This window comes from Thalassotalea castellviae, from assembly GCF_031846185.1.
Lineage (GTDB): Bacteria > Pseudomonadota > Gammaproteobacteria > Enterobacterales > Alteromonadaceae > Thalassotalea_H > Thalassotalea_H castellviae.
In genome coordinates this window covers 291035-313113 of sequence record NZ_JAVRIF010000004.1, presented here as the reverse complement: position 1 = coordinate 313113, position 22079 = coordinate 291035, and the positions used below count along the sequence as shown (strand labels likewise).

Genomic DNA, 22079 nt, shown 5'->3' with positions numbered 1-22079 from the left:
CGATGGCACAGGCGATAGATAAAAATCAAATTGAAAGTATTTTAAAATATGACGACGAACAACGCGCAAAATATTTTATAAAGGAAGCGGTTGCTAATCAGCAAATTTGGATTTTAAAAGATGAGCATGGTTGTGTGATGCTCACCACTGATGATGAAGACTGTATTCCTGTTTGGCCGAATGAAGCCTTTGCCGCCTCTTGGATATCTCAAGAATGGCAAGATTGTCAAACTGAAGCTATTTCGTTAAATAAATGGTTTAGTCGATGGTCGCATGGCTTGGCCGATGACGAATTAGCTATTGTGGTGTTTCCAAACCAAGATGAACAAGGTTTAGTGTTTTACCCAGATGAACTTGAAGATGCTTTAAAAACACAACAGCAAAAACAAGCTCAGGAAAGGTCAAAGTAAGCAAATGAATTTCTCTGATTTTGCCTTAGATAAAACCCTCACTGATGCCGTTAAATCATTAGGGTATAGTTCGCCTACTCCAATTCAACAACAAGCTATTCCAGCAATCTTAGCGAAAAAAGATATTATGGCTGGAGCGCAAACCGGCACAGGTAAAACAGCCGCGTTTGCTTTGCCAATTTTGCAAATACTCAGTGAAAATGTGCCCGAACATCGTCCTGTTCGCGCTTTAGTGTTAACGCCTACGCGTGAGCTTGCACAACAAGTGTATAAAAGTTTTGTTGGCTATGCTGAAAACACTTCATTAAATATTGCCGTTGCCTATGGTGGTGTCAGTATTAATCCGCAAGTTGATGCGCTTAATAAAGGTGCAGACGTATTAGTGGCGACACCCGGACGCTTGCTTGATCACCTCATAAAAGGGTCATTAGCGCTCACTGAGCTTGAGTGCATCGTCTTTGATGAAGCCGACCGCATGCTTGATTTAGGCTTTAAAGATGAAATAGATCGGATTCTAAATCGTCTGCCAATTACACGACAAACTTTATTGTTTTCAGCCACATTTGATGATGCCATTTATACACTTAGTAAACATTTATTGACCGATCCTTTACGCATAGAAATAGGTGAACGAAATCAAGCAGCTGCTAAAGTTGAACAAATAGTTTATACCGTAGATTTAGATCGAAAACGTGAATTAACCTCTTTTTTAATTGGTTCAAAAAATTGGCAACAAGTGCTTATATTTACGCGCACCAAACAAGGTGCTGACGAGCTTGCCAAAGAAATGTGCAAAGACGGTATTAAAACGCAATCGATTCATGGTGATAAATCGCAAGGGGCAAGAGAGCGTGCTCTAGCTGAATTTAAAGCCGGAAAAACGAGAGCATTGGTGGCTACCGATGTTGCCGCTCGAGGTATTGATATTCATGACTTAAATGTCGTGATCAATTTTGAATTGCCTTACGTTGCAGAAGACTATATTCATCGCATAGGCCGTACGGGTAGAGCAGGTAAAGAAGGACTTGCTATTTCGTTAATGGCGCCAAGTGAAGAATGGCTGTTAAAAGCCGTTGAAGAGGTGTTAGATGGACGCCTATTACAACAATGGTTTCCAGGTTATGAACCCGATTTAACGAAAACCGAAGCGGTGATGAAAAAGCTCAGTAAAGGCAAAGAAAAGCAACGCGCGAGAAAGAAAGCTTTTGGCGATAAATCTTCAGATAAAAAAGCCCATAAAAAGCGTAACTTTCAGCGTCGATAAAAAATTCCCGAGACATTAAAACGTATAAAAATAATTAAGATAGGAATACATATGAATCGATTTATTAGTGCTGTGTTACTTTTCATTACACATCAAGCTATCTCTCAAACAATAGTATTAAAAAATATTAATGTCCTCGATGTCAAAAAACTTGCTGTCAAACACCAACAAACCATCGTTATCAAAGATAAGCACATAGTCAATGTCGGTGAGCAAGGCTCGTTAATTCTTCCTGAGCATGCGATTGTTTTTGATATGACAGATAAATATATTTCACCGGGGTTGATTGATAGCCATGTTCATCATGCAACTGATCCTGATGGTTTTGATAATGATAGAGACTCGAGAAAAAGATTAAGAACACTTCTTCGTGGTGGTGTGACTTCAGTACGTGATATGGGAGGTGATACCCGAGCTTTAAATTCACTTGCGCGTAGAGCAATGCTCGATCAAATACAATCCCCTGATATTTACTACTCTGTCATTATTGGTGGCGCTGAATTTTTTGCTGATCCGCGTACGGTTTCTTCTGCAAAAGGTATGGAATCTGGAAATACACCTTGGATGAAAGCGGTTGATGATGACACTGATCTTGACCAAGTAATGTTGATGGCGAAAGGTACGGGGGCTACGGGTATAAAAATATATGCAAAAGTGCCCGGTCACCTTATGAATAAACTGTCAAAAGCAGCAAAAAAATATCAGTTAAAAGTGTGGTCTCACGCTTATGTTGGTCCTGCTAAACCAAGTGAAGCCATTGCTGGCGGAGTTGAAACTATTTCGCATGCGCCCGATTTAGCGGCAGAAATTATCGATAATTATGAAAATTGGCGCCGAAAGAATATTGACCCTAATAAAGAACAAGAAAAACGCTCAAATAATGCTGATGCATATACTGCGCTTTTAACACACATGAAGCTTAAAGAAACTATTTTGGATGCAACTCTTACGGTCTTTGAAAAACGAAAAAATGCATCTAAAAATAATGAAAAACGTTATCAACATGCAAAAATGCTGACCCGTTTATCACATGAAAAAGGCATTAAGATTGCGGCAGGAACTGACGCGTTTAGCGATGATGAAGTACAGCTTTATCACGAACTAACATTATTAGTTAAAGATGCAGGCTTAACGCCGTTTGAGTCTTTACAAGCGGCAACGATTCACGGTGCTGAAGTAATTGGTATTGAAAATGAATACGGTTCTATTGAAAAAAATAAAATAGCGAACTTAGTTATTTATCACGAAAATCCAAGCGAAGATTTATCGGCATTGAATTCAATTGCACATGTGATAAAAAACGGTCAATTTATTTATCGAGGAGCAGATCCTAGACTGCCTTTTATTCCGGCAAAAAAAGCTGCGGGCACGTTATGGATGTCGGGGCAAATTGGTAATTTACCCGGCACAATGGCATTGGCAGGTGAAACGATTGATGCGCAAATGCATCAAACCATGAAAAACATAGGTTATGTTCTACAAGAATACAATTTAGCCATGGCCGATTTAACAAAATGTACGTTAATGTTAGCGGATATTAATGATTGGTCGAAAGCCAGTGATATTTATAAGTCATATTTCACAACATCTTTACCTACTCGAAGTGCTTTTGCTGCTAGCGGCTTAGCGTTAAATGCCAAAGTTGAAATAGAATGTTTTGCTGCTTTTTAATTCAATAAAAATTGATAAAAAGTAGTTAGTCAAACAAAAACGCCAGAGATAAGCTCTGGCGTTTTTATCAGGAATTTTCGTGGCCTTATTTCAATGTTAATAAGTACGCGATAATGTTTTTATATTCTTCAAGGAAGTTTTTAGGATCCAGTTCTTTTGAATTGATCACGTATTTACCGTTTACAACAAAAGTAGGAACACTTTTTACATAACGGCCTTGAGATAATTTGTCTTGTATTTTCTTATTGCGCTTTGCTTTACTGACAAGAGAGAAGCTTTTCATGCCTTTATCAAACTTAGCGCCGTCGCCACCTGCAGCAATAAATATTTTGCGTACATCGGCTTCGCTAGTTACTACTTCACGTTTGGTTTGAATATAGTTAAAGACTTCCGCATTAAATTGTTTAGCAATGCCCATTTTTTCTGCCACAACTAATCCTTTACTCAACATAAATTGAATGTCTGGAGAAGACGCGCCCATAAAATCAACGTGGGTTTTATTTAATTTAGTACCTGTCGGTAAGCTTTTTTCAATGTCGCCTAAATAAGCTTCAAAACCACGACAAGCAGGGCAGTAATATGAAAAGTATTCGCGAACTTCTGGCTTGTTTGTCGCTTGTCCAGGGATCACTTGATAATGTTTACCTTCCTCATATTTAGCAGCATTAGCTAATAAAGGCATAAAGGCGATGGCAAAAAAGGCAATGAAAAGTTTTTTCATAAAATAGTTACTCTTTGTTGTAGTTTGGTATTAATTTGGTATTCGTTCTGTTTTCACTCGATATGCATGCGAGCTTAAATGTTGGCATGATGATATCACCTTAAATAAATAAGTAACATTATCAAGCGCGTTTATTATTGTCACAATAGACCTTAATACTCGCTGAACAGTTCGATTGAAATTGTAAAAAATTATTATCTGGTGATATTGCTTGTGTTCAAATGACTTTATTCTGCTACATTAATGTTGATTCAATAATAAGGAAATAACATGAAAAGCCATGAAATAGATTACGAAATAATTGGTCAATCAATGCAAATGGTTGAGGTAGAACTTGATCAAGGCGAAACCGTGATAGCAGAAGCGGGTGCGATGAACTACATGGAAGACGGCATTGATTTTGAAGCAAAAATGGGAGATGGCTCTAAAGTAGATCAAGGTTTTGTCGGCAAACTATTTTCAGTTGGAAAACGCATGCTCACGGGTGAGTCTGTATTTATGACACACTTCACGAGTCAAGTGCCCGGTAAAAGAAAAGTGGCTTTTGCTGCGCCATTTCCAGGGTCAATTATTGCGATTAATTTAGCTGAAATGGGTGGTAGTATCACTTGCCAAAAAGATTCATTTTTATGTGCAGCTTTAGGTACTCAAGTGGATATCGCTTTTAATCGACGTTTAGGTAGTGGCTTTTTTGGTGGCGAAGGATTTATTTTGCAGCATTTATCTGGCGATGGTATGGCTTTTGTTCATGCTGGAGGAACAGTGGTTGAAAAAAAACTCAATGGTGAAACACTACGTTTAGATACGGGCTGCTTAGTTGCTTTTAGTGACGGAATTGAATACAGCATAGAAATGACCAAAGGCTTAAAAAGTATGTTTTTTGGTGGTGAAGGATTTTTTATGGCGACGTTAAGTGGTCATGGCAGTGTTTGGATCCAAAGTTTACCGTTTTCTCGTTTAGCCGATCGCATTATTCAACATGCTCCGCAAATTGGCGGTAGTAATCAGGGCGAATAAAATTATCTGACAATATATATAATGGCTCAAAATAATGATTTTGAGCCATATAGTTTTAGTTCGTAATCTTTATTCTTCAACTAATTCAATTGTCTCGAAAACATCAGCGGTAATATAACCTAAATTTTTATCACCGTTTACGGGGGTTATCGGGGTCGAGCCGATAAAGTGTTCCCGTACTTTACTGCCATCGTTGTCACAGTATGCGAGCATAAAACCGAGCTTCTTACCGTTAAATAATTTAACTGGTTTTCCAATAAGTTCTTTCTTATGACCAATGGTTTGGTAAGTAAAACTATCATCATAAACATCTATGGCAAGTTCCCAGGTCATTACATATGGCGCGTGTGCATTTCTTTGCCATTTATTTGATATATGGTTATTTAGTGTTAAAAAATCTGGTGAACCATCTGCTTTTTTATAACCAATATCAACGACTTGGTTATCTAATGCCACGTGATATGCAAATGCATTGAAATTAAATTGATGATCACCACCGGAGGCATCTTCATCAATAAATATTTCTATGCAGTCATCGTCCCAATAAAAATGCAATGGATTCGCGTGTTGATCAAAAAGAACATCATCTGTGATCTCAACTAAAAGATAGAGCTTCTTCTTATCCCACACCATTTTAAAGCGCCCTGAAAAGTCTGTTTTACTTGGTTGGCTGCCAACAATTAGTTCAGACAATGCATGCCATTGACCTTGTTGCCAGGCAAGATCTGATGATTGTCCGTCTATCACCACAGAGGTTTTAGCTTTTGGCACTTTCATCGCTAAAGCCTGTGGTGAAGTAAATAAATAAATGAGTGTGATCAAGGCAAGTATTGATTTCATGCGGAATTTCTCTGTGGTGTCACTTGTTGTAAAGCAATAACGCGTTTTGCTTGGTTGAGAATATTATCGACTGGTTGGTTAATATCGATGAGCGCGATATTTTCGTCGCTATTTTCAACAGGTAACTCAAGTGCTTCAAATTGACTGTCTAATAACGTGGTTGAAAAAAAATGCCCAGAACGATTCGATAATCGTTGTGCTATCACGGAAGAATCGCCATATAAAAAAATGCCATTTAATTGGCTTTCTAAATGCTGAAAGCGTTGTCGTTGCGATTTTTTCAAGCCTGAATAAGCAAGCACAAAACGAGTTTTGCTATGATGCTCATCGGCTAGAAATAACAATATACGAGTGATCCATGCTTGTCGAATGTCATCATTAATTGGTTGTCCATCAGCCATCATTTTTTTAGCTTGCTCATTATGAAAATCATCGGCATCAAGATAAGTAAAATCGAGTTGTTCAGCCAATGCTTTAGCAATGGTTGATTTTCCAGTACCGCTGACACCCATCACTAATATTAATTGTGCTGGCATATTAATTCTCGCTATTCCCTATAATTACCTTGATGTGATACGTTTGACCTTTCGCAATATTAGACACAATATTGCTTGGCGATGGTTGGCCATCAATGACTATTTTCGTGCTATTCGCTTGATCACTTTTGGTGTAATCGACAACAAAAGTGGCGCCTAAATATTCACGTCTTACTGTTAATGTTGCCCAATGAGCAGGCAGTTTAGGTGTGATAATAAGCGTACCCGCTTGACCTTTTAAGCCACAGAGTTCTTCAATAATACAGCGATAATACCAAGCCACTGTACCGGTATTAAATAATTGACTCGATCTACCCGCTACCTCAGGCAATTGATAGTAAGCACCGCGATAGTAGTTAGGAACAAAAGTAGGTAACTGCTGGCGCTCAGTAGCATCATCTTGAGAAGGAAGCATTTTTTTTAAAACATCGAAGGCTTTATCGGATTGATTATTTTGATAAAGACTATAAGCGTAAAATGCGGCAGCATGATTATAAACCGAGCCATTTTCAGAGACTCCAGGAAACTTTTGAGTGAGGCGACCGATGTTTTCGTTCATTTTGGTATAACTTGGCGCTAGCATCATGATACCAAAGGGGGTTGCTAAGTTGTCGTCGATTGCCGTTATCATGGCTTGCTGTTGTTTTTGATCAGCGGCACCACTTAACATGGCCCACGTTTGAGGATTTAAATATATCTTGCCTTCTTCATCGTTTGACACACCAAAAGCAATGCCTTCGTCATTAATGCCTCTGGCATACCATTTACCATCCCAAAAATGGGTGTTCATGGCGGTATTTAACTTAGTTATCGCCGCTAAATACTCTGGTATTTTTGTTTGATTGATTTGGTGATGTTGACAAATATCACACCAAACTTTTAAAGAATATGCGGTAGCTACGGTTAGCCAAGCAGAAACCCCTTTGCCTTTGTAACCTACCATATTCATAGGGTCGCACCAATCACCCTGTTCGATATAACTTAACCCCAATTCATTTCGGGCATTGAGTAAATGATCCAGTGTTAGGTTGATATGGTCAATCAGCGGTAAACATTGTGCTGAATCGGCAAAAGGAATAACCGTTGTTAAAATATCAGCGTCGTTCGTTTCATTTAAATAACAGTTTAAACAAAGGGTTAGCCAGATACCATGGTCGCTATGTGGTACTAAGTTAATGTATTTTAGTTCCGCCTGTTCATGAAGTAATATGCCGTCGGGCATTGCGCCTGAAATTGTTTGTTGAGACAGGGCTGTAATTAATGCCTGTTTTGTTTTTTCTGGCGAAATAAACGCCATCCCCATGGCGTCTTGCAAATAATTCCTCGTTTGCGGATCTGTAGATAGCCTATTTACATCACCATGATAAAATACTTGTCTTGGTAGCCAATGATTTATAAATTCGTTGAATGCTTTATCCGGCGAGTTTATTTGAATACTGCCATGACTTTGCGCTAAGTAATTTTGGTAATCAAGGTGTGCTTTGTTGAAACTATCTTGTTGTCCAAAGTACTTTTCTTTAATTTGAGCGATTTCAGTATCATCTTTTGCTGGACCAAATAGAAATTGATGTTGGACTTGCTCCTGGCAATTTATTTGATGATTAAATTGCAACGAAGCTACAGGGGTTTGGTAAAGTGCGTCTCGTTGCGGCAGTTGCTTTAATTGTAAGGCATCTGGATTATGTAAACCGCCTTCGCCTTCAAAAGTTGGTTGATTGGCACACCAACTAGTTGGTTGATGTTTAGATAATAAAAAGGTTTTGTCTTTCAAATGTTGGTTTTTGAAGTAATCTTCAACTTTTTGATACGGCGTTATACTACTGGCAATAATGCCATTTAGGTTAGTATCAAATGCAGCTGATTGGTTCATCCACGACATATAACCAACAGAAAAATATGGATAAATAGCAATGTTTCTAGTTTTATTGCTATGGCTAATAACGCTAAGTTCCCACATCTCTGTAACATCATTTTTTGGCAAAGAAAGCGTTAGCTGAATTTCTAGCTCTAAATGGTTAACGCGCCAAATTAGGTTGTCTTTACCCACAGAAAAATTAAAAGAATCAAGTTTAGCGCGAACAGGTTCGTAGGGAATGGAGAAAAGCTCGCCAGAATCTAAACATTTAATGTAAAAAAATCGACCGCTATGATGAGCAAAATAGCTTTGCTCAGGTTGCATAAATGTTTTTGCTTCCATATTCAGTGCGTGAGAGTACTTACTCGGTTCAGGTTGCATAAACTGGGCAACAGCATAACCGCGACAATTCATGTGAATCATCATATTTTTATTCCACAAAAAGCCACTGGCTTTTGACATGCCGATAGGGTCGCGAATATCAACACGTTGGTTGACAAAATCATGTTGGAACATTGTTACTCTTACTCACTTACTTTGGTCGTTGATTTACGTTGTGCTAAATCGTGTTGAATATCGATTACTGCGCTATCAGACAAGGCATAAAACCTGACGACAAACACAGAAAGGGCGGCAAATCCCGCAGGAATTAACGTCATTAATAAAATAATGCCGGTTTGAGAGTCATGACTCTGTACTTGATTAGCAATATAGCCCATTGATGCTAGTAACCAACCAATCATGGCTCCTGCGATTGCTCCTCCTAATTTTTGTGCGAATGCTGCGGCAGAAAAAACCATCGCGGTGGCACGTCTACCATGCTTCCACTCAGAAAAATCTGCCGTGTCTGCATACATAGAAAATACTAGTGGCGACTTTGGTCCTAAGGTAAAACCTATGGCGATTTGTAATATGTACATCAACATAATTTGTTCTTTCGGGACAAAATAAAACGCAATTGACAGTACAGTGACAACACTCATTAAGATCATTAACAGTCGGCGTTTATCGATAAACTTAGTCATAAGCGGTGTTGAAGCAGCGCCGACGGCTAAGGCAATCATGTAAGCAAAAGAAAAACTGCCGATGAGATCTTCTCGTTCAACGAAATATTTAAAATAAAAAGTGCCGGTACTTCCTCGAAGCGTAATTGTCATCATGATGATAAGAGCAAGGCTGAATAAAATTAACCAAGGCTTATTTTGAGTTAAATCTTTTATGTCTTGTAAAATAGGCGTTTTCTGTTCTTTTATTGGCGCGATACGCTCTTTAGTGCTTAGAAAAGTGATAAAAAATAAAATCGCTGCTACACCACCATAAAGTCCCATGGTTAATTGCCAGCCAAATGCTTCATTACCTTGACCAAAATATTCCACTAATTTTGGTGTCAGGTAAGCAACTAAACTTCCGCCAGAAAAAGCACCAATAAAACGAAAGCTTGTTAACGTGGTTCTGTCTTGGCTGTTGCCCGTTACAACGCCTAATAATGCACCATAAGGGACATTTATAAAGGTATAGGCTAACATCATAAAAATATAGGTTGCATACGCCCACATCAATTTACCACTGTCATCGAGATCTGGGACGGTAAAGGTTAAAACGCCTGCTGCGGCAATGGGAATGATACCCCACAGCAGATATGGGCGAAATTTACCAAACTTAGTTTGAGTACGATCGGCTAATGCCCCCATTAACGGATCAGAAAAAGCATCAATGAGTCGCGTTACTAACATCATGGTACCAACGGCAGCAGGGTGTAAACCAAAGACGTCGGTATAAAAAATAAAGAGAAAAACATCGAATACACGCCAGTAAAAATTAGAGGCAACATCCCCGCATGCATAACCGACTTTTTCCTTTAATGTTAACTTTTCCATTGCAATAGACCTTTTCGTTTTTGTTAGTTTTTAGCCTTATTATTAAACTATCTTAAAATGAAAGCGCTTACAAATGATAATTAAAAAATGAGACCATTTTCTTAAAAGTCACAGTAAATTCATAAATCACATATTTTATGTGAATTTATTTTGTATATAAATTACAATTAGTTACGATTTATTTAACAATAATCAGTAAAATAATGATTGACGATAATATGAACATAATCTAACTTAATGTAAGCGCTTACAGAGTGTGTCGGATCTTTTTTCCCTTACACACGGTAAAAATTTTCAATTGCTTTGTAAGCGCTTACAAGAAAAAATTATAAAAATAGCGGTAAGTTTACGCAAAAAAAAGTATCGAGGGAGAACATAATGAAAACATTTAAAAAATCTCAGATCGCTACCAGTTTATCGGTAGTGTTAGGTATGGGGGCATTGAGTTTAGCTCAAGCTCCGGTTGCTTATGCAGCAGAAAATGCAGAGCAAGAAATTGAAGTTATTGAAGTAACAGGTATTCGCGGTTCTACTAAAGCGAGTATTAACGGTAAACGTTTTGCTGATTCGCAAGTAGATGGTATCGCGGCAGAAGATATTGGTAAATTACCAGATGTAACAATTACTGATTCATTGCAACGTATCTCAGGTGTTCAAGTTGAACGTGTTGCTGGGGAAGGCGGACCGGTACAAATTCGTGGTCTACCTCAAGTAGACACAACCATGAATGGTGAAACTTTCTTATCAGCAACTACCATAGATACTGCAGCTGCTGATTTAGGTGATTTACCAGCGCAATTATTTGGTGGTGTTGATGTCTATAAATCAGCGACAGCAGGAAATGTTGCTCAAGGTATCGCCGGTTCAATTGATCTTAAAACACGTCGCCCGTTTGATATGGATGAAGGTTGGACATTCGCTGGTGGTATTGAAGCGACTCGTGGCTCAATTACTGAAGAAACAGATCCTACTTTACATGGGTTAGCGTCATATAATAATGGCAAAATTGGTGTATTAATTTCTGCGGTGACTCAGGAAGCGACGTTAGCAACCGATTATAATGGTCATAACGATACGTCTGAAAATGGCGGTATTGGTTGGACTCAAAATAACCATAATTGGGGTGAGCCAAGTGAAGGTGGTGATGTTTACACAATCGTACCTCATGGTTTTACGGCCTTTAATAAAACAGAAGAGCGTGAGCGTGATGCGTTACAACTTTCTGTTCAAGCTGACTTAGGCGAAGGCTTTGTTTTAACCGCTGATTATTTCTACACACAGCAAGATCGTTTTAACAATCGTTCTGGTTTTAACCATAATAACCGCTGGCAAACTTACAATGAATATGCGTATGCAACAAATTATACGGGTGATTCGTTTACAGATGCTAATGGTAATCCTTGGAAAGCAGCTGACGCATACAAAATGAACCCATACCGTATGCAAACTTTCACACAGGTAAACGTGAATGAAGAGAAATCACAAAATTTCAACTTACAATTAGACTTTGATAATGGCGGCAACTTAACAGGTACTGTCCGTGCAACTCATGCTCGTGCTACTGCCAAAATGCGTCATGCATATGGCGAAGGTGATTTACTCAGTATTGATCAAGGTTCTCGTGTAACAGGCCCAGGTGGTTTTAACCCAGCTCAATATTGTACAAACGGTGAAGAAATCATCGGTTCTGAAGGTGGTTGTAACGCTCAATATTCAACGGGTATTGAAGATCCTAATTTCCAATTAACCTATGATGCAAGTGGTGAACATCCGGCATTTGGTGGTTTCGACCAACAAGTCATGGGTGGTAAAGGCATGATGTCTGTTGCTGATTACATGGCTGATCTTGATTCATACCATATTGGCGCATTCTCATCTGAAGGTAACACAGATGATGTTGGTGAGTTATCAACATTTAGCACTAAGTGGAATTATGCGTTAGATGATAATGACTTCATCACAAGCGTTGATTTTGGTGTTCGTTATAGCCAACGTAAAGTTGATCATGACCAATTCACTTATACTTCTACCTTTGGTAATGGTTGTGATATCGCACAATGGAAAGCGGTTGATCAGCAATACGGTGCAGATTGTGAAGGGCAAGCAGGTACAGGTGAATATGTAACGGATGAAGAAGGTAACGAAGTATGGACGCCTTATACTTTATTAGCGCCTACAGCGCTTGATCAATACACTACGGTTTCTTGGCAGACAGATTTTGGTGGTGTAACAGGTATTCCTGGTATTTGGGTCATTGATCCAGAAAACTTCCGCGATCCAAAACAATGGCATAAAGATACTTTCGGGAATGTTCAACGTACTGAAAATGGCGGTGCTACTTATGATGTTGGCTTAGATGAAATTTCTTATTTCACCCAAGTTAACTTTGAATACGAAGCATTAAGCGGTAACGTTGGCCTTAAAGTGATTCAAACTGATTTATTTGTAAAACAAAACTTAGCTGGTCCTAACTTACCTCACTCAGGTTTAGGTCCAGATATTGGTGATGTCGTTACAGAACGTAGTTATACAGATGAATTGTTATCAATGAACTTAGCGTATCAAGCAACTGATGACGTGGTATTACGTGCAGCATATTCTGAAAATATGCAAGCGTTGAACTTAGATCAATGGGGCGCTGGTAAAGTAGTTGGCTCAGTATTTAATAACGACTGTAACTGTATGCGTGTGCAAAATGGTACGTTAAATGGTAATCCTGAGCTTGACCCATGGCGTTCAGAAAACTACTCATTATCTGCTGAGTGGTATGCTGGCGATGCGTCAATGTTCTTTATCTCAACGTACGGCATTGACATTGCAAGCTTCACTGAGTCTTCGACAGTATTCATTGATGAGCCTGATTCGGATGGTGTACGTCGTGGTCCTCATCCTTTCACTGCAAATATTCAAGGTGTAGGTGGTGATGTATCAGGTTATGAAGTCGGCGGTAAAGTTGCCTTTAGTGACTTCTTAGGTGAAGACAGTGTCTTAGCTAATGTAGGTATGGATGTTAACTATACGTATGCTGATAGTTCACAAGAAGCGAAAGATATAAATGGTGATGATTTACCATTTGGTGGCATGTCAGAAGATACTTACAACGCAGTGGTATGGTATGAAAATGATACCTTCTCAGCTCGTTTAGCATGGAACTCTCGTAGTCCTCGTTTAATGACCGCAGGTAATGGGAACACGGGTAATCAAGCACTTTATCAAGATGATTATTCACAACTTGATTTCAATGCCACGTATGACTTCAACGAAACAGTGAGTTTTTACGTGAACGGTTCAAACATTACGGAAGAAATTCAACAGACTTACATTGAATTTGAAAAGCAAAAAGCTTTCCAAAATATATATGAAGCTCGTTGGACCGTGGGTGCTCGTGTAACTTTCTAACTCCCCCTAGAAAGTTATCGCGAAACGAAAACGCCGCATTGATTGCGGCGTTTTTTTATGTCTTAAACTTGATTGAACTCATTAGTGACTAGATGAATTTATTGTGAATGAAAAAATACATAAGGAGCTTTGCTTCGCTGTAATGCCTGTAAATACATAGCATTTATCATTTTGTCAGAAAAATGTCAGCGAATTGTCAGGTTTATAACAAGTCTTTATTACTATTTATATTCATTCTATTGCTAAGTCACAATTGAGGAAACAGCAATGGAACGACGTAATTTTATAAAATCGGTAGGGGCAATTTCAACATTAAGCCTTTCACCAACAGTATTTACAAAAACGGTAAATTTAAGCAAAAAAGGTAAGATTCTAATTCTTGGCGGAACAAAATTTATTGGCCCTGTTATTGTGGAACAATTGATTGAAGCCGGTTATGAAGTCACCTTATTTAATCGCGGTTTAACGAATCCACATTTATTTCCAAATATAGAAAAGCTAAGAGGGGATAGATATCCAGCAAATGGTAAAGGATTAACGGCGTTAAAGACTTCGAGAAAATGGGATGTAATTATTGATACATGGGCAGAAAACCCATTGTGCGTTAAAGATACCCTTTCATTACTACAAAATAGATGTAAGCAGTATATATATACGTCGAGTATGGCTGTTTACCCAGATCAGTTGTTAAGTACACAATCAGGTATTACTGAAAAAGCAAAACTGCCTACAGATAATATCCCAACAAATTATAATGATTCTTTAAATTATGGGTTAAACAAACGTATTGCTGATAAGTTGGTAAACCACTCATCTAAAGGGTGTGTACTTCGACCACATTCCATTTGTGGAATTGCCTTAGATAATATTTCAGATAACCAAAGATATTGGCCAGTTCGCCTACAAAGAGGCGGAGAAATAGCAGCTCCTGGTGACGGCGGCGATACAACCCAATATATTGATGTAAAAGATCTCGCTGCTTTTATCTTAACTTGCATCGAAAAGCGGTATATCGGCACGTACAATACATTCACTACCGAACGTTTTGACGCATATTTATATGGCTTAAAATCGTTAAGCTCTAATCGTAGTGAGTTGTCATGGCTTTCTCATGAATATTTGTATAAAAACAATATTCGCCATTATGTGGATATGCCGATGTGGGCAGCAAGACAAGTTGTCAAAGGTACCTTTACCATTTCAAGTGAAAAGGCAATTCAAGCAGGGTTAACATTTCGGCCATTATCACACACTTTTTCAGACGTGCTTGCAGGCTTTTATCAGCATGAATCTAATCGTTATGAATTCGGTGTTGGGGAGTCAAAGTCAGGCTTGAGTCGTCAAAGAGAACAGCAATTGCTTACACATTATCAAGCGTAAGAATTTACGTTCACTTTTATACAGCGTAGGTATAAGATTAAAGACTAATAACTTTAGCTCAAGCCTTATTTTCAAACATGTATTTCATTGATCAGATTGCTTTTCATACCAACGAAAACTATCTACAGCTTGAAGACAAAAAAATATCACTCGATAAACAAACGAGTGATATTTTGCTACTGCTTATTGAAACAAAAAGTCCTGTAAGTAAAGCAACGTTAATCTCTCATATTTGGCAAAATCGATATGTGTCAGATGCGGCAATAACAAGTGCTATTCGCCGAGTTCGAAAAGCGATTACTGAATTAGATGACACGCAAGAATATATAAAAACAATATCGAAAGTGGGTTATCAGCTGAATGTTATTGTTAAGAATGAAAATGATGTAAAACCAATAGTATCCTCGGGTTATTCTGAATATTACCGTTTAAAAATTATTGGTATATTGTTGATTTTTCTTTCGAGCATTTTGTACTGGAAGTTAAGCGTTGAACCATCAATAGAACCCCCGATAAGTTACCGACAAGCGATACACTTATTAGCTCAGAAAAATGAAGAATCTTTACCTCAAGCGATTCAATTATTAGAAAACTCAATACAAGAAGCGCCGAAATTTGTTGCGGCATATCATACATTATCGCAATTATATGCATATAAAATGAGTCGGCATTTAGGGCTTAGCGATCAGCAAATAATCGCTAAAGCGACTGAGTACATCCAAAAAACGATTGAATTAGCACCTGAACACCCTGATACATTATTATCTAAAGCGATGCTTGATTATTTCTATTTACGAAATGACGAGGGGGTAAAGCAATACCACCAACAGGTTATGGAAGGATTAACCTGTGATCATAAATGTAATTTTTTTCTCGCCTATTCATTGCCAATATTTAACCAGTCAAAGTTAGCCATTCAATACGCGGAGCAGGCTTATCAAGCACAACCGAACCATGCGACCTATTTATGGGAAAGAGCATGGAGCCAGTTCATGGCCGGAAATTTTGAGCGAACACTCACTAGAATTGAAGAAGCTGAACAGTTTTTAGGGAGAACAAGTTTCTTATTTCGTGCCATGCTTGCTCAAGCACAAAATCAACCGAAGAAAGCGATCATCAACTGGCTTAGTTATTATCAATTTATTGGGAAGATTAGCGAAAATGAAGCGCTGATGTTAGAAAGTCGACTTGAAGAAATTGGCTATGCTGATGTTTCAAATCAATTACTCGACATGCTATCTGAAATCGTGATCGACCAAGAAGTAGAACTTTTATTATTAGCAGGTAAGAAAGAACAAGCATTCAATAAAGTATTGGCGACAGATAATTTGCAAGCTCAAACATATCTTATTGCTATGCATGTCAGCCCTGTATTTATGGTTAGCTTTACTCAGGAAGAGCTTGAAGTACTTCGTGATCATATTTGGAGTACAAATAAAAAAGCCCCTTGATAGGGGCTTAATTCAAATAAGAAAAATTATCTTAAACGTTTTTAGGTTTGGAGCCTTTCAAGCCGTAATGAACGATAAATACATAACAGATGATTGGTAAAAGAAATGATAATTGTAAACCAATTGTATCTGCTAAAAGACCTTGGATGTAAGGAACAATAGCACCACCAACAATAGCCAAACATAAAATACCTGAACCCTGACTGGTATGTTGTTTTAAACCATTAATCGCTAGGGTGAATATTGTTGGGAACATAATTGAGTTAAACAAGCCAATCGCTAATACAGCCCACATTGCAAGAGCACCTGAAGCGAATATTGTTATGAGAAGTAACACAATTGCGGCGGCGGCATTAAAGGCAAGTACTTTTCCTGCGGGTATTTTTTGCATGACAGCAGCACCAATAAAACGACCAACCATAGCACCACCCCAGTAATAAGCGATGTATTTTGCTGCGACTGATTCTTCCATCGCGGCAATATTTGGCTCAGCAAAGAAATTCACCAATAAACTACCAATAGCGACTTCTGCGCCCACATAAACAAAGATACCAACAGCACCTAGCACTAAATGGTTGTATTGCCATGCGCTGCCAGTTATGTCTGTTACCTCTGGGGTATGTTCTTTAACTGTTGGTAATTTTAAATAAGCAAAGATTGCCGCCAAAACGAGTAACATTCCGGCTAAAAATAAATAAGGCATTTGTACTGATTCAGCTTCTTGTGCTGCTGTCATTACTTCCGTTGCTTCATTTAGAATTAACAAAGCACCAAAAAATGGTGCGATTGTGGTACCTAATGAATTAAATGCTTGAGTAAGTGATAATCGAGATGAAGCAGTTTCAGGTTTACCAAGAATACTGACATATGGATTTGCAGAAACTTGTAAAATGGTGATACCACTGGCAAGAATAAATAAAGCAAATAAGAAAACTGGATAACTTTGCATTGACGCCGCAGGGTAGAAGGTCATACACCCAACAGCAGCGATAATTAAACCGAGCACTATGCCTTTTTGATAGCCGATTTTTTTGATTAAAGTACCGGCCGGTAAAGAAACAATAAAATACGCGCCAAAAAAGCAGAACTGTACTAACATTGCTTGGCTGTATGATAGGTCAAATATACCTTTTAAATGAGGAATTAAAATATCATTCAAGCAGGTGATAAACCCCCACATGAAAAATAAAGAAGTCAGTGAAGTTAAAGCAAACGTATAGTTACCACCTTCACTTTGATTGTTGTTTTCTTGCGCTACCCCAGCGATACCAGCCGCCATAATTTCTCCTAATTTATCTACTTTTTTTGTTGGTTTAATTAGTGTTTTTTGGCGTTATTGCCTTTTTATGTGATCTAACCACGTAATAAAGACATGGCCTTGTAAAATACTCAAAAAACTGCTGTAAAAATAATCTCGAATAATCAAAAGCCCAATATCTAATGAGATTAGAACATAGACTATCTCATTATTAATTAGCTGTTGATCTTTTATTTAATTCAATCTAATATTGTAAAATGTAAGCGCTTTCATTTATACCACGTTAAAATAAAAGTGCAACAAAATACATACGTATGTTTATACAAAACACGTAAAGAAACTTGTTTAACTGTTGAAAAGGAAACTTGAGATAATATGGCTTTTTCTCTACCAAAAAACTCACCGATGCGCTCATCGTCATTTTTATACGGAGTGGCAACAGCGTCATTTCAAATTGAAGGTGGAGTTGAACACCGGTTACCTTGTATTTGGGACACCTTTTGTGCGACAGATGGAAAAATTGAAGATGGTTCAAATGGTGACGTTGCCTGCGATCATTTCAATCGTTGGCAAGATGACGTAGCGTTAATCAGTTCATTTGGTGTAGATGCTTATCGTTTATCCATTTCATGGCCACGTGTTATTAAACAAGACGGTACCGTTAATCAAGAAGGTATGAAGTTTTACATCGATTTGCTTGATGAATTAAATGCTCAAGGAATAAAACCATTTGTCACCTTATATCATTGGGACCTTCCGCAATACCTTGAAGACAATGGCGGCTGGTTAAATCGAGAAACAGCATATAAATTCCAAGAATATACCAAACATGTAGTACAAGCGCTTGGCGAAAGAGTACATGCGTATGCCACCCTCAATGAACCTTTCTGCAGCGCTTATTTAGGTTATGAAGCGGGCATTCATGCCCCTGGGTTAGTGGGTAAAGAATATGGCAAAAAAGCGGCTCATCATTTATTGCTAGCACATGGTTTAGCTATGCAAGTACTCAACGAATTTAGCCCCAATACGTTAAACGGTATTGTTCTCAATTTTACGCCTGGTTACGCTATGTCAGATTCTCCTGCCGACCAAGAAGCGACTAGAAAAGCCAACGAATATTTTAATTACTGGTATTCAAAGCCCATTTTTGATGGTGAATACCCAGAATTAATCAACGAATTACCTGCTGAAAATCGTCCAGAAATTCATGACAATGATATGGCAATTATTTCCCAGCCGATGGATTTTTTAGGTATCAACTTTTATACCCGTGCGCGATATCAAGCTCACCCAACAGATATGTTTGAAGAGATTATTGTTGAAGGGGTTGAGCGAACTGATATTGGTTGGGAAGTTTATCCAAAGGCTTTTACTGAGTTATTAGTTGATCTTAATACTCGATATAACTTACCGCCTGTCTATATCACTGAAAATGGTGCATCCATTGATGATGAAATTGAGTCAGGAGTAGTCAATGATGTGCGTAGAATTGACTATTATAATAAACATTTAAATGCAGTGAATGATGCGATCAGTCTAGGTGTTAATGTCCAAGGGTATTTTGCGTGGAGCTTAATGGATAACTTTGAATGGGCCGAAGGTTACTTAAAACGTTTTGGTATCGTTTATGTTGATTATCAAACACAAGTACGTACAGTTAAAGCCAGCGGCTTAGCGTATAAAAAGTTACTGAGTGAGCGTAGTTGATTGTAAAATAGAATGAAATTCTAAATTAAATAATTATAAAAAAGGATAAACAATGCATAAGCTTTCGGTGGTTGAAAAAGTTGGTTACGCAACGGGGGACGCGGCAGCAAACTTAGTATGGCGAGGTGCATTAGCTTATTTAGCCGTGTTTTATACCGACACTTTCGGCTTAACGGCTGCCGCCGCTGCTATGCTGTTTTTAGTCGTAAGACTTTCTGATGGTGTTACCGACATAATTATGGGCATGATAGCTGATAGAACAGATACTAAATGGGGGAAGTTTCGCCCGTGGATTATTTGGTCAGCACCATTCCTCGGTTTGTTTATGGTGTTATGTTTTACCACGCCCGACCTTTCTGAAAACGGTAAGTTAATCTATGCCTATGTGACTTATATTGGTTTAACTCTTACATATACCATCAATAATGTTCCCTATTCAGCTTTGATGGGAGTGATGACGCCTAGTGATACTGAACGTACTAGTTTGTCAGGGTTTAGGTTTGCTGGCGCTTTTGCTGGTGGTTTATTAGTGATGGGCTTTTTACCTGAATTAGTTGCCTACTTTGGTGCGGGAGATGACGCAGTTGGCTATCAATACACCATGTATTTATTTGCCGGGTTATTGATTGGTTTAATGGTGATCACTTTTGCTTCAACGAAAGAGCGCATCACACCGACTATCGACACGACCTCTTGCCTAAAAACAGAACTAATCGATTTATCTAAAAACTTACCCTTTATCGTCTTACCATTATTAGCGATGACACTGTTCTTTTATTATCGTGAACTTTATAGCGGGATATTTTTCTTTGTTGTAATGACAGGTATGTATATTGTGATCAAACGTTTAACCAGTCAATCGACAGAAAATATGACAGGTACTCAGCGTGATATGGTGGATTTACTGACGAATAAACCTTGGTTGATCTTATTAGGAATGGGATTTTTAACCATGATGTTTAACGGTATTAAATATGGCGTAATCGCGTACTACTTTAAATACCATGTCGCCGATGAATTAATGGCTGGAAAATATTTTGTCGCGTTATTAATTGTTTCAATCGCAGGCGCTTTGTGTACAAGTTTTTTAGCCAAAAAGTTAGGTAAAATTAAGTTATTTATTGTGGCATTAATGTTAAGCGGATTACTCACCGGAGCACTTTATTGGGCACCAAAAGGCGATGTGGTGTTCATTTTTACCCTTGGCTGCGCGGCAGAGTTTTTTGCGGCTATGATGCCTACTTTATTTTTTACCATGCTAGGTGATTCAGCAGACTATTCTGAATGGAAAAATGGCCGACGTGCAACAGGTTTAGTTTATTCAGCAGGTACATTCGTGCAAAAAACCGGAGGTGGTTTTGCCGGTGCTTTGGTACTTGTCGTGCTAGCAGGGTACGGATATAACGGCATGGACCCAACCACCGTAGAAGCGTCATTACCTGGCATGCAATTATTAATGAGTTGGATTCCTGCTGCTTTTGCCTTTGCTGGCGCTGCGTTAATGTTATTTTATCCGTTAACCACGCAATTAAATCAACAAGTCAGTGATGAGCTGGTTGAAAGAAGAGCAGCTACTGCATGATAAATCATGTAAAATACGGTATTTAATTTTTACTGTTCGCAATTAACACTATATATTGTGAGTCTTTTATTTAAGTACCGTTAAGGCAAATTTTTCGATAGGGAAAATATGGCAACTATTTATGAAGTTTCTGAATTAGCCAAAGTATCACTGGCGACAGTTTCTCGAGTGATGAATGGTAATACACGGGTCAGCGAGAAAACGCGTGATCGTGTGCTTTGTGCAATGAAAGAGCTAGATTATCGTCCAAACTCAATTGCTCAGTCCTTAGCGTCTAATCGTAGTAATTGTATTGGCTTGTTAGTGTCTGAAATTCATGGTCCCTTTTTTGGGCAGATGATGAGTGGTGTAGAAACTGAATTACGCGCCGCAGGAAAGCACGTGATTATAACGACAGGCCATAGTGAAGAAGATAAAGAAAAAGACGGTATTGAATTTTTGATCAGCCGAAATTGCGATGCGATTATTTTACATGTTGAGGCGGTTTCAGATGAATATTTAGTGGAATTGAGCAAAGGCAAAACACCTATTTATCTCATTAGTCGTCATGTAGGCGAACTTCCAGACAATTGTATTAGCTTAGATAATGAACTCGGTGGCTTTATTGCTACACAATCATTGATAGAGAAAGGACATCGTAATATCGCGTATCTAGCAGGTCCTCAATATAAAGCCGATGCAATTGCACGTTTACAGGGGCATAAGCGTGCTTTGTCTGAAAACAATATAGCCATTAACGAGAAGTTAATCTTTGAAGCTGAATTTAAAGAGCAAGGCGGTATTGAAGGTTTACGGTATTTTTTACAAGGAAAAGCTGCGTTTTCAGCACTTGTGTGTGCTAATGATGAAATGGCCTCAGGTGCCATGACTTATGCACGAGAGCATAACTTACACATGCCGAAAGATTTATCCGTGATCGGTTTTGATAATGTCGTCTTTGCACCACATTTATATCCTAAACTAACAACTGTAGATAACCCTGTGAATAAAATGGGTTCGATGGCGGCTAAATTAGTACTTAAGGATGTTTATCAACAAGAACAGCATGATATACAACAGCTGTTTGAACCAAGTTTGATCATGCGTGATTCTGTGGCTGAATTCTCTTAAT

At 38.3% G+C, this 22079-nt stretch carries 16 protein-coding genes; 10 read left to right on the top strand and 6 right to left on the bottom strand.

Annotated features, from left to right (window positions below; all coding sequences use genetic code 11):
• Window positions 1–2 precede the first annotated feature (2 nt).
• Genes RM573_RS10045 through RM573_RS10035 form a run of 3 tightly spaced genes read left to right on the top strand, consistent with a single transcriptional unit; the run spans window position 3 to window position 3345 of the window.
• The gene (locus tag RM573_RS10045; RefSeq protein WP_311581192.1) at window positions 3–410 is read left to right on the top strand and encodes a DUF2750 domain-containing protein; all 408 of its coding nucleotides are present in this window, start codon (window positions 3–5) and stop codon (window positions 408–410) included.
• Between the two features lie 4 nt (window positions 411–414).
• Window positions 415–1674: a DEAD/DEAH box helicase gene (locus RM573_RS10040; RefSeq protein WP_311581152.1), complete on the top strand. Its 1260-nt coding sequence runs from the start codon at window positions 415–417 to the stop codon at window positions 1672–1674.
• 51 nt (window positions 1675–1725) lie between these two features.
• Entirely contained in the window at window positions 1726–3345 is a 1620-nt protein-coding gene (locus RM573_RS10035; protein WP_311581149.1) for an amidohydrolase family protein, read from the top strand.
• Window positions 3346–3430: 85 nt separating this feature from the next.
• Here the strand turns inward: RM573_RS10035 and RM573_RS10030 are convergent, their stop codons facing one another.
• Window positions 3431–4066, bottom strand: coding sequence for a thiol:disulfide interchange protein DsbA/DsbL (locus tag RM573_RS10030; protein ID WP_311581146.1), 636 nt, complete (start codon window positions 4064–4066; stop codon window positions 3431–3433).
• 270 nt (window positions 4067–4336) lie between these two features.
• Here RM573_RS10030 and RM573_RS10025 point away from each other — a divergent pair, with 270 nt between their 5' ends.
• Window positions 4337–5083, top strand: a complete 747-nt coding sequence (locus RM573_RS10025; RefSeq protein WP_311581143.1) for a TIGR00266 family protein — start codon at window positions 4337–4339, stop codon at window positions 5081–5083.
• 69 nt (window positions 5084–5152) lie between these two features.
• Here the strand turns inward: RM573_RS10025 and RM573_RS10020 are convergent, their stop codons facing one another.
• Genes RM573_RS10020 through RM573_RS10005 form a run of 4 tightly spaced genes read right to left on the bottom strand, consistent with a single transcriptional unit; the run spans window position 5153 to window position 10191 of the window.
• Window positions 5153–5923: a sugar-binding protein gene (locus RM573_RS10020; RefSeq protein ID WP_311581139.1), complete on the bottom strand. Its 771-nt coding sequence runs from the start codon at window positions 5921–5923 to the stop codon at window positions 5153–5155.
• On the bottom strand, window positions 5920–6459 hold the full coding sequence (locus tag RM573_RS10015; protein ID WP_311581137.1) for a gluconokinase: 540 nt from the start codon (window positions 6457–6459) through the stop codon (window positions 5920–5922). Before RM573_RS10015 ends, RM573_RS10020 begins: the two co-directional genes overlap by 4 nt.
• A 1-nt stretch (window position 6460) precedes the next feature.
• Window positions 6461–8830 carry a GH36-type glycosyl hydrolase domain-containing protein gene (locus tag RM573_RS10010; RefSeq protein WP_311581134.1) on the bottom strand — a complete coding sequence of 790 codons (2370 nt, stop codon included), beginning with the start codon at window positions 8828–8830 and terminating at the stop codon, window positions 6461–6463.
• Window positions 8831–8838: 8 nt separating this feature from the next.
• The gene (locus RM573_RS10005) at window positions 8839–10191 is read right to left on the bottom strand and encodes an MFS transporter (RefSeq protein ID WP_311581131.1); all 1353 of its coding nucleotides are present in this window, start codon (window positions 10189–10191) and stop codon (window positions 8839–8841) included.
• A 378-nt stretch (window positions 10192–10569) separates the two neighbouring features.
• Between RM573_RS10005 and RM573_RS10000 the strand changes: the two genes are divergently transcribed.
• The 3 genes from RM573_RS10000 (at window position 10570) to RM573_RS09990 (ending at window position 16421) form a co-directional block, all read left to right on the top strand.
• Window positions 10570–13590 (top strand): TonB-dependent receptor, encoded by a 3021-nt coding sequence (locus tag RM573_RS10000; protein ID WP_311581128.1) that lies wholly within the window; start codon window positions 10570–10572, stop codon window positions 13588–13590.
• A gap of 267 nt (window positions 13591–13857) precedes the next feature.
• The gene (locus RM573_RS09995; RefSeq protein WP_311581125.1) at window positions 13858–14970 is read left to right on the top strand and encodes an NAD-dependent epimerase/dehydratase family protein; all 1113 of its coding nucleotides are present in this window, start codon (window positions 13858–13860) and stop codon (window positions 14968–14970) included.
• Window positions 14971–15047: 77 nt separating this feature from the next.
• Window positions 15048–16421 (top strand): winged helix-turn-helix domain-containing protein, encoded by a 1374-nt coding sequence (locus RM573_RS09990; protein ID WP_311581122.1) that lies wholly within the window; start codon window positions 15048–15050, stop codon window positions 16419–16421.
• A gap of 31 nt (window positions 16422–16452) precedes the next feature.
• Here RM573_RS09990 and RM573_RS09985 read toward each other — a convergent pair whose 3' ends face one another.
• A complete protein-coding gene (locus RM573_RS09985; protein WP_311581119.1) occupies window positions 16453–17700 on the bottom strand; it encodes a sugar MFS transporter in 1248 nt (415 codons plus the stop codon).
• Between the two features lie 354 nt (window positions 17701–18054).
• On the opposite strand from RM573_RS09985, the gene RM573_RS09980 reads away from it, so the two are divergent.
• The 3 genes from RM573_RS09980 (at window position 18055) to RM573_RS09970 (ending at window position 22078) form a co-directional block, all read left to right on the top strand.
• A complete protein-coding gene (locus RM573_RS09980; RefSeq protein WP_311581115.1) occupies window positions 18055–19386 on the top strand; it encodes a GH1 family beta-glucosidase in 1332 nt (443 codons plus the stop codon).
• Window positions 19387–19438: 52 nt separating this feature from the next.
• Complete coding sequence (locus RM573_RS09975; RefSeq protein WP_311581112.1) at window positions 19439–20968, top strand: MFS transporter; 1530 nt, start codon at window positions 19439–19441, stop codon at window positions 20966–20968.
• Window positions 20969–21076: 108 nt separating this feature from the next.
• On the top strand, window positions 21077–22078 hold the full coding sequence (locus RM573_RS09970; RefSeq protein ID WP_311581109.1) for a LacI family DNA-binding transcriptional regulator: 1002 nt from the start codon (window positions 21077–21079) through the stop codon (window positions 22076–22078).
• Window position 22079 lies beyond the last annotated feature (1 nt).

What these genes read in the sequence shown, in the direction of transcription:
- RM573_RS10040 (WP_311581152.1), top strand. Translation starts at nt 415, where the DNA reads ATGAATTTCTCTGATTTTGCCTTAGATAAAACCCTCACTGATGCCGTT.
- RM573_RS10000 (WP_311581128.1), top strand. Translation starts at nt 10,570, where the DNA reads ATGAAAACATTTAAAAAATCTCAGATCGCTACCAGTTTATCGGTAGTG.
- RM573_RS09975 (WP_311581112.1), top strand. Translation starts at nt 19,439, where the DNA reads ATGCATAAGCTTTCGGTGGTTGAAAAAGTTGGTTACGCAACGGGGGAC.
- RM573_RS10035 (WP_311581149.1), top strand. Translation starts at nt 1,726, where the DNA reads ATGAATCGATTTATTAGTGCTGTGTTACTTTTCATTACACATCAAGCT.
- RM573_RS09985 (WP_311581119.1), bottom strand. Translation starts at nt 17,700, where the DNA reads ATGGCGGCTGGTATCGCTGGGGTAGCGCAAGAAAACAACAATCAAAGT.
- RM573_RS09970 (WP_311581109.1), top strand. Translation starts at nt 21,077, where the DNA reads ATGGCAACTATTTATGAAGTTTCTGAATTAGCCAAAGTATCACTGGCG.
- RM573_RS10025 (WP_311581143.1), top strand. Translation starts at nt 4,337, where the DNA reads ATGAAAAGCCATGAAATAGATTACGAAATAATTGGTCAATCAATGCAA.
- RM573_RS10045 (WP_311581192.1), top strand. Translation starts at nt 3, where the DNA reads ATGGCACAGGCGATAGATAAAAATCAAATTGAAAGTATTTTAAAATAT.
- RM573_RS10030 (WP_311581146.1), bottom strand. Translation starts at nt 4,066, where the DNA reads ATGAAAAAACTTTTCATTGCCTTTTTTGCCATCGCCTTTATGCCTTTA.
- RM573_RS09990 (WP_311581122.1), top strand. Translation starts at nt 15,048, where the DNA reads ATGTATTTCATTGATCAGATTGCTTTTCATACCAACGAAAACTATCTA.
- RM573_RS10010 (WP_311581134.1), bottom strand. Translation starts at nt 8,830, where the DNA reads ATGTTCCAACATGATTTTGTCAACCAACGTGTTGATATTCGCGACCCT.
- RM573_RS09995 (WP_311581125.1), top strand. Translation starts at nt 13,858, where the DNA reads ATGGAACGACGTAATTTTATAAAATCGGTAGGGGCAATTTCAACATTA.
- RM573_RS10015 (WP_311581137.1), bottom strand. Translation starts at nt 6,459, where the DNA reads ATGCCAGCACAATTAATATTAGTGATGGGTGTCAGCGGTACTGGAAAA.
- RM573_RS09980 (WP_311581115.1), top strand. Translation starts at nt 18,055, where the DNA reads ATGGCTTTTTCTCTACCAAAAAACTCACCGATGCGCTCATCGTCATTT.
- RM573_RS10005 (WP_311581131.1), bottom strand. Translation starts at nt 10,191, where the DNA reads ATGGAAAAGTTAACATTAAAGGAAAAAGTCGGTTATGCATGCGGGGAT.
- RM573_RS10020 (WP_311581139.1), bottom strand. Translation starts at nt 5,923, where the DNA reads ATGAAATCAATACTTGCCTTGATCACACTCATTTATTTATTTACTTCA.